Source organism: bacterium (assembly GCA_035371905.1).
GTDB lineage: Bacteria > Ratteibacteria > UBA8468 > B48-G9 > JAFGKM01 > JAMWDI01.
On sequence record DAORXQ010000088.1, the window covers coordinates 1 to 6,755 of the forward strand.

Consider the following 6,755-nt stretch of genomic DNA (forward strand, 5'->3'; position numbering starts at 1 on the left):
TGGGCAAAAAACGCCAGAAAAAACACTTGGAATTTTTCAAATTCCAGTGTTTTATGTATGTGGTTCAGTAAGTATTTACCCACAAAAATAGTTTGCTATAAAATCCTGATTTAATTTTATGATTGAAAGTTTTATAATTAGTGTTAAAATTTTAAAAATGGAAAAGGTAATCAATGAAGTATTAAATGTTTTTAAAAAAATAAAGAAAGAGGAATTTGAAGAATTTGAAAAAGTAATTTTAAAGAGTAAAAAAATTTTTGTTTTTGGAACAGGAAGAAGTGGTTTTATTGGGAGATGTTTCTGTATGAGATTGTTTCATCTTGGTTTTGATTCCTATTTTGTAGGCGAAATCATAACACCTGCTTTTACAGAAGAAGACCTAATAATTTTTATTTCAGGAACAGGAGAAAAATCAATTGTTTTACAGATAGCAAAAATATGTAGAAAAGAAAAGGGGAGAATTTTAACTATAACTGCAAATAAAAAAAGTAAACTTTCAAAAATTTCGGATTACCTAATTTATATTCCAGTTGAAAATTCAATTCAGTTTGGGAATTCCTTATTTGAACAGGTATGTTTTTTATTCCTTGATAGTTTTATCCAGTTTTATATTGAAAAACACAGGATAAATGAAGATTTGATGAAGAAAAGACATACAAATTTAGAATAATGGAAACAAAAGTTATAATTGATTCTTTAAAAAGAGTTCAATATTCAAGATGTGAAAAGGGAATTTTTTCTGCGATTGAACATTTCGGTTTTTATTATAAAATCATTGATCTTGCATTTGAAAGATTTTTTGAAAGAGAAATTGAAAATACAAACTTAATTATTATTGGACAGGAAGGACTTGGTTTTTCCTTTGGAGAGATAGAAACAGATATTATATTAAAAAATCTCTATTCAGGTGTTGGAGTTGTTATTTTTGACGGCTATATTTCTTCATATCCATCGAGTTTTTTAAAAGCACTTAAAATAGGAAATTTAACTCCTAAAATGACATCAAAGATAAAACTTGAAAAGACAGCGTGGATTTGTGAAGGGACCTATTGTGATGAAGTTGTGTTGAAAAATGAAATAATGTATTATTCTGCCGAAGTTGAAAAAAAATTCTGGAAACCATTTCTTTACAGTGAAAATGGAGAAATTTGTGGTATTTATGGAAGATTTGGAAAGGGTAAAATTGTTTTATTTTTTACTTCTGCAGGTCTGTGGCAGGATGAAATTCTTGGACATACAGAAGGGCTTGACGATGTTTTTTTCAGAAGTTTAATCTGGGCAAGTAAAAAACCATTTATAACAAAAACAATACCACCTTTTATTACTGCAAGGATTGACGATGTTTCTGCGTCAGGAAGTAGGGTTGCAAGATATAAAGAAACAGTGGAAAAATTCAGATATGTAGATGTTTTAAATAAGTATAAGATAATCCCAAATCTCGGACTATTTATTGATGATATAAAAGAAGATGACTTATTACCATTAAGAGAAAAATATTTTGAGAAACTGGCAGAATTTTCACCCCATGCTTTTTCAGACCCGAATAATATAAATGAATATCCAATTTATATGAAACATAATGGAGAGGAGTTTTCAGATAATGAAATAAAAGAAAATTTTTATAGAGTTGATAAAAAATTTGAGTATTTTGGAATAAAGCCATCAATAACTTTAAATGCTCATTTTGGAGAGATTGGACTTAAATCCTTACCGTATTTAAAAGAAAGAAATCAGAATTTTTTAATGAATATTATAAAGATAGGAAAAGCATATTCAGACCCAAAGGCACATATATGGGATTTAAAACCTTACGGAAGAATTAATTTTTCTTTGAGTGAAATACCGGAAGATAATTATTTTTTTAATGTTTTATCAATTCCTTTGAAAATAGAAGAAAATTTATATGATGAGAAAAAAGTAGATTTTGATTTTCTATATAAATGCACAAATTTCTGGAATGAGAATGAAAAAACTGATATTAAAAGGGCTATTAAAAGAGGAATCTTTCAGATTAAAAGAGGACTTGAAAATAAGTTTTTTGGATGTTTGATGACACATGAACAGAGGATTTCTTTTTTGAAAATAGAAGAGTGGGAAGAAATAGTAAGGGGAATAATAAGTTCAATAGGTATTAAAAACAAAATTTTTAAGAGTTATGATTATATAAGTTTATATTCCAGAAATTTAAAAGCAATTTCAATAGAGAAGATAGAACTTGATAAAAACTTGCAGATTATATTAAGGGGTAAAACAAAAATTTCTCTTTATTTGTACATTTTTTATGATAGGGATGAAGAGGTAATTGAAAATTTTCTTGAAATACCACCTTTTGAGAATTATACTACATTAAATTTTAAAATTTAAGGAGGGAATATGGAATTTAATAATCCTTTTTTGAAAGAGGGAAAATGGTTTAAGGGAAATGCTCATATTCATACGACAAATTCAGATGGAAAATTATCTCCAGAAGAAATTGTTGAGATTTATAGAGAAAACTTTTACAATTTTCTTTTTATTACAGACCATAATAAAATAACTGATTATCAAAGTCCATACGAAGATTTTCTTGTAATTAAAGGAGCAGAATATAGCAAAAACGGTTTTCATATTCTTGGGCTTGGTTTGAAAGAAAATTTTAACACTGAAAATCTGTCTCCTCAGGAAATAATAAATAAAATAAATGAACTTGATGGTTTTGTTGTTGTCTGTCATCCTTACTGGAGCGGGATAACAAGTATGGATATTCTTTCTTTAACTGGTTTTACAGGTATTGAAATATTTAATAATAGTTGTGAAATAGAAAAAGGGAAAGGTTATTCAACTGTTCATTATGATGAGGTCTTACAGAAAGGTATGAAAGTTTCTGGATTTGCCGTAGATGATAGTCATAGCAAAAAAGATATAATCGGTAGTTTTATAATGGTAAAAGCAAAATCTCTGGATACAGAAGAAATATGTGCCTCAATTAAAGATGGATTTTTTTATTCTTCCACAGGTGTAATTATAAATGACTTGAAATTTAAAGATGATATAATTAGAATTTCTTTTACTCCTTCTATTACAGTTGATATTATTGGTTATGGAGCGTCAGGCACAAGAGTTTATAATAATGGTAGAGAATTTGATTATGCAGAATACAGAATAAAGGGTCCAGAAAAATATATAAGGATTGAAATAACAGATAAAGAGAATAAAAAAGCATGGGTAAATCCATTTTTTTTATAAATAAGGAGGAAAAAAATGATAAAAATTGGATTTGTTGGATGTGGCGGAATTTCTTACAGACATTTAAATGATTTAAAAAATATGAAGGATGTTAAAATTGTTTCTGCTATTGAACCAAATGAGGATAATTTCAAAAAATTTCAGGATACTTACGGAGAAAAGTTGAATTTATATAAAGATGAAGAAGAAATGATTGAAAGGGAAAAACTTGATGGTGTTGTCATATGTACTCCCCATACTTTACATTTTTCTCAAATAAAAATTGCACTTCAGAAAGGTATAGATGTTCTTGTAGAAAAACCCGCAGTTGTTACTTATGAAGAAAGTATTGAAATAAGGAAATTAATTGAAAAAACGGGAAAGAATGTTGTTGTTGCATATCAAAGACATTATATGCCTGTTTTTAATGGTGCAAGAAAAATTATAAAAGAAAAATTTGGAAATATTATTTTTCTTTCAGGTTTTCTTGCTCAGTATTATTATGAGCCAATAAGTACAAGAAGACCATGGAGAATAAATCCTCAACTTTCTGGGAAGGGACAGTTAACTGATTCTGGAAGTCATTTTGTCGCTTTATTATTCTTTTTGACAGGACTTACTCCTGAAAAGGTGGCTTCATTTATTGATTTCAGAGGAGAAAAAGTTGATATGAATTCTGCGTTTATTGTGAAGTTTAAAGAAGGAGCAATAGGAAATTTTGGGATTCTTGCTTTTGACCCATCTTTTAGAGAAAACCTTTTTATATGGGATGATAAAAATAATGTTTTAAAGGTATCAGCAATGGAAAATTCTTATGCGCAGTTTAAAGGAGAAAAAGAGACAAAAAATATAGAAGGACTTGAAATTGATGTTAAAAATCCATCAGAGGACCTTATTAAATGTATAAAAAAAGAAAAAAAAACACATACTGACTGGAAGATAGTAGAAAATGTGTCTTTATTGAGTGATATGGTTTATAAAGCATATTTTGAAAGCAAAGTTTTAGAATTTTAAAATTTATGATAAAATTATTTTTTTAAAAATGGAGTTTAAAAAATGAAAATAATTGTATGTATAAAGCAGGTTCCAGAAGGACTTGATGTTAAAGTTGACCCTGAAACAAAAAGGATTGTAAGAGAAGGAGTAAAAAGTATAATAAATCCCTATGACCTTTATGCAATTGAAGAAGGAATAAGATTGAAAGAAAGATTTGGAGGCGAGACATGGGTAATTTCAATGGGGCCACCTCAGGCAGAAAGTGCAATAAGAGAAGCAATAAGTATGGGTATTGATAATGGGGTTCTTATAAGTGATAGAAAATTTGCTGGAAGTGATACCCTCGCAACTTCGTATACTTTATCACTTGGAATAAAAAAAATAGGTGAGTTTGATATTATTGTATGTGGAAGGGAAACTCTTGATGGTAGTACAGGTCAGGTTGGTCCTGGAATTGCTGAACATCTTGGAATATCTTATATTACATATGTAAGTAAAATTGTTGATATTAAAGATAATGAGTTTGAATGTATCCGGCTTATGGAAGACCATTATGAAATTGTAAAAACAAAATTACCAGTTTTAATAACAGTTGTTAAAGAAATAAATGTACCGAGAATTCCATCTTTAAAAAATATGATGAGGGCAAAGAAAATTGAAATACCTGTCTGGAAAGCAGAAAATCTCGGTGGAGATGAAAGTTTATTTGGCCAGGATGGTTCACCTACAAGAGTAATTGATGTTTGGATTCAAACAATAACAAAAGAGGGAAGAAAAGTTGAAGGAGAACCTGAATACCTCGTAGAAGAAATTATAAATGAACTTAAAAAGTTAGGAGTTATATAATGGGTATAAAGATTCTTTTTGAAAAATGTAATCTATGTAAAAAATGTGTTGAAAAATGTCCTTTTGGTGCAATTGAAATAAAAGAAAATAAGATTGAAATAAATGAAAAATGTACTTTATGCGGGTTATGTGTTAAGGTATGTTCTGAAAAAGCACTTATAAAAGAAGTTGAGAGTAAAAAAGAGTTAAATTTAGATGAATTTAAAGGAATATGGTTTTTTGCAGAAACAAGAAATGGAGAAATTGCTTCTGTTTCTTATGAAATGCTTTCTGCTGCAAAAAAGTTGAATAAAAAATTGAATGAAGAAATCTGTGGTATCTGTTTTGGTAAAAATATAAAGGATAAAGTGAATAATCTTCTAAAAAGGGGAGCAAACAAAGTATATTTGATTGATGATGATGTTTTTTGTGAATTTAAAGAAGAGACATACTCAAAAGCACTTGCATATTTAATTCAGAAATATAAACCAAATATTGTAATTGCTGCTGCTACAATGATAGGAAGAAGTTTTATTCCTTCTGTTGCAGTTAAAGTAAAAACAGGACTTACCGCAGATTGTACAGATGTTGATATTGATGAAAAAACAGGGCTTTTAATCCAAACAAGACCTACTTTCGGTGGAAATTTAATGGCAAAAATTATATGTGAAAAACACAGACCCCAAATGGCAACTATAAGACCAAAGATATTTGAACAGGCAAAAGAAGAAGGAAATATAAAGGGAGAAATAATTGAAGAAAAAGTTGAATTTGAAATAGAAAACAGAATTAATATATGTGGAAGGGAAAAGGTAGAAAATGTTGTTGACCTTCAGGAAGCAGAAATAATTGTTTCTGGTGGAAGAGGATTAAAAGAGGGGAAAAATTTTGAATTGATTCGTGAACTTGCTGATTTATTGAAAGGTGCTGTTGGTGCTTCCCGTGCTGCTGTTGATTCGGGGTGGATTCCTTATCCACACCAGGTAGGTCAGACAGGAAAAACAGTAAAACCAAAAATTTATATTGCATGTGGAATTTCAGGAGCAATTCAGCATCTTGCAGGAATGCAGACATCTGATTATATAATTGCTATAAATAAAGACCCTGATGCACCTATTTTTAAAGTTGCTAATCTTGGAGTGGTTGGAGATATATTTGAAGTTTTACCAATCTTGATAAAAAAGATTAAGGAAACAGGAGGTAAATGATGGAAATAGGACTTATTTATGCTTTGATTGGAGGAGCACTTGCCATTTTTTTATGTGGTGCTGGTTCAAGCATTGGGATAGGATATGCTGGAAGAGAAGCAAATGGGGTATTGTCTGAAGAACCGGAAAAATTTGGTACGATGCTTTTACTCGTTGCTTTACCAGGAACACAGGGTATTTATGGATTTTTAACTGGTTTTCTTGTGATGATGAAAATAGGAATTCTTGGTGGAAATATATCTGCTATTTCTTCTTCCACTGGACTTCAAATTTTAATTTCATGCCTACCCATTTCAATTTCAGGACTTGTATCTGCAATTCATCAGGGAAAGGTATGTGCTGCTGGAATTGCTGTTGCTTCAAAACATCCAGAAGCAAGTATGAAAGCACTTGTTTATGGAGCACTTGTTGAAACATATGCAGTTTTGGGACTTGTTGCTTCAATATTTTTATTGATGGGAGTAAAGGTATAAAAATGGTTGAAAAACTTATAAATAAATTGATTGAAGAGGCAAAGAAAAA

7 protein-coding genes are annotated in these 6,755 nt (G+C 29.6%); all 7 read left to right on the top strand.

Annotation, left to right across the window (positions count from 1 at the left end):
* The first annotated feature begins 157 nt into the window (after positions 1–157).
* Genes PKV21_08250 through PKV21_08280 form a run of 7 tightly spaced genes read left to right on the top strand, consistent with a single transcriptional unit; the run spans position 158 to position 6,706 of the window.
* The gene (locus PKV21_08250) at positions 158–670 is read left to right on the top strand and encodes an SIS domain-containing protein (GenBank protein ID HOM27480.1); all 513 of its coding nucleotides are present in this window, start codon (positions 158–160) and stop codon (positions 668–670) included.
* Positions 670–2,364, top strand: coding sequence for a hypothetical protein (locus PKV21_08255; protein ID HOM27481.1), 1,695 nt, complete (start codon positions 670–672; stop codon positions 2,362–2,364). Before PKV21_08250 ends, PKV21_08255 begins: the two co-directional genes overlap by 1 nt.
* Positions 2,365–2,373: 9 nt before the next feature.
* Positions 2,374–3,225 carry a CehA/McbA family metallohydrolase gene (locus PKV21_08260; GenBank protein ID HOM27482.1) on the top strand — a complete coding sequence of 284 codons (852 nt, stop codon included), beginning with the start codon at positions 2,374–2,376 and terminating at the stop codon, positions 3,223–3,225.
* A gap of 15 nt (positions 3,226–3,240) precedes the next feature.
* Positions 3,241–4,218, top strand: a complete 978-nt coding sequence (locus PKV21_08265; GenBank protein ID HOM27483.1) for a Gfo/Idh/MocA family oxidoreductase — start codon at positions 3,241–3,243, stop codon at positions 4,216–4,218.
* Positions 4,219–4,260: 42 nt separating this feature from the next.
* On the top strand, positions 4,261–5,046 hold the full coding sequence (locus PKV21_08270) for an electron transfer flavoprotein subunit beta/FixA family protein (GenBank protein ID HOM27484.1): 786 nt from the start codon (positions 4,261–4,263) through the stop codon (positions 5,044–5,046).
* On the top strand, positions 5,046–6,233 hold the full coding sequence (locus tag PKV21_08275) for an electron transfer flavoprotein subunit alpha (protein ID HOM27485.1): 1,188 nt from the start codon (positions 5,046–5,048) through the stop codon (positions 6,231–6,233). The genes PKV21_08270 and PKV21_08275 overlap by 1 nt, the downstream gene beginning before the upstream one ends.
* Positions 6,233–6,706 (top strand): V-type ATP synthase subunit K, encoded by a 474-nt coding sequence (locus PKV21_08280; protein ID HOM27486.1) that lies wholly within the window; start codon positions 6,233–6,235, stop codon positions 6,704–6,706. The genes PKV21_08275 and PKV21_08280 overlap by 1 nt, the downstream gene beginning before the upstream one ends.
* Positions 6,707–6,755: the final 49 nt, after the last annotated feature.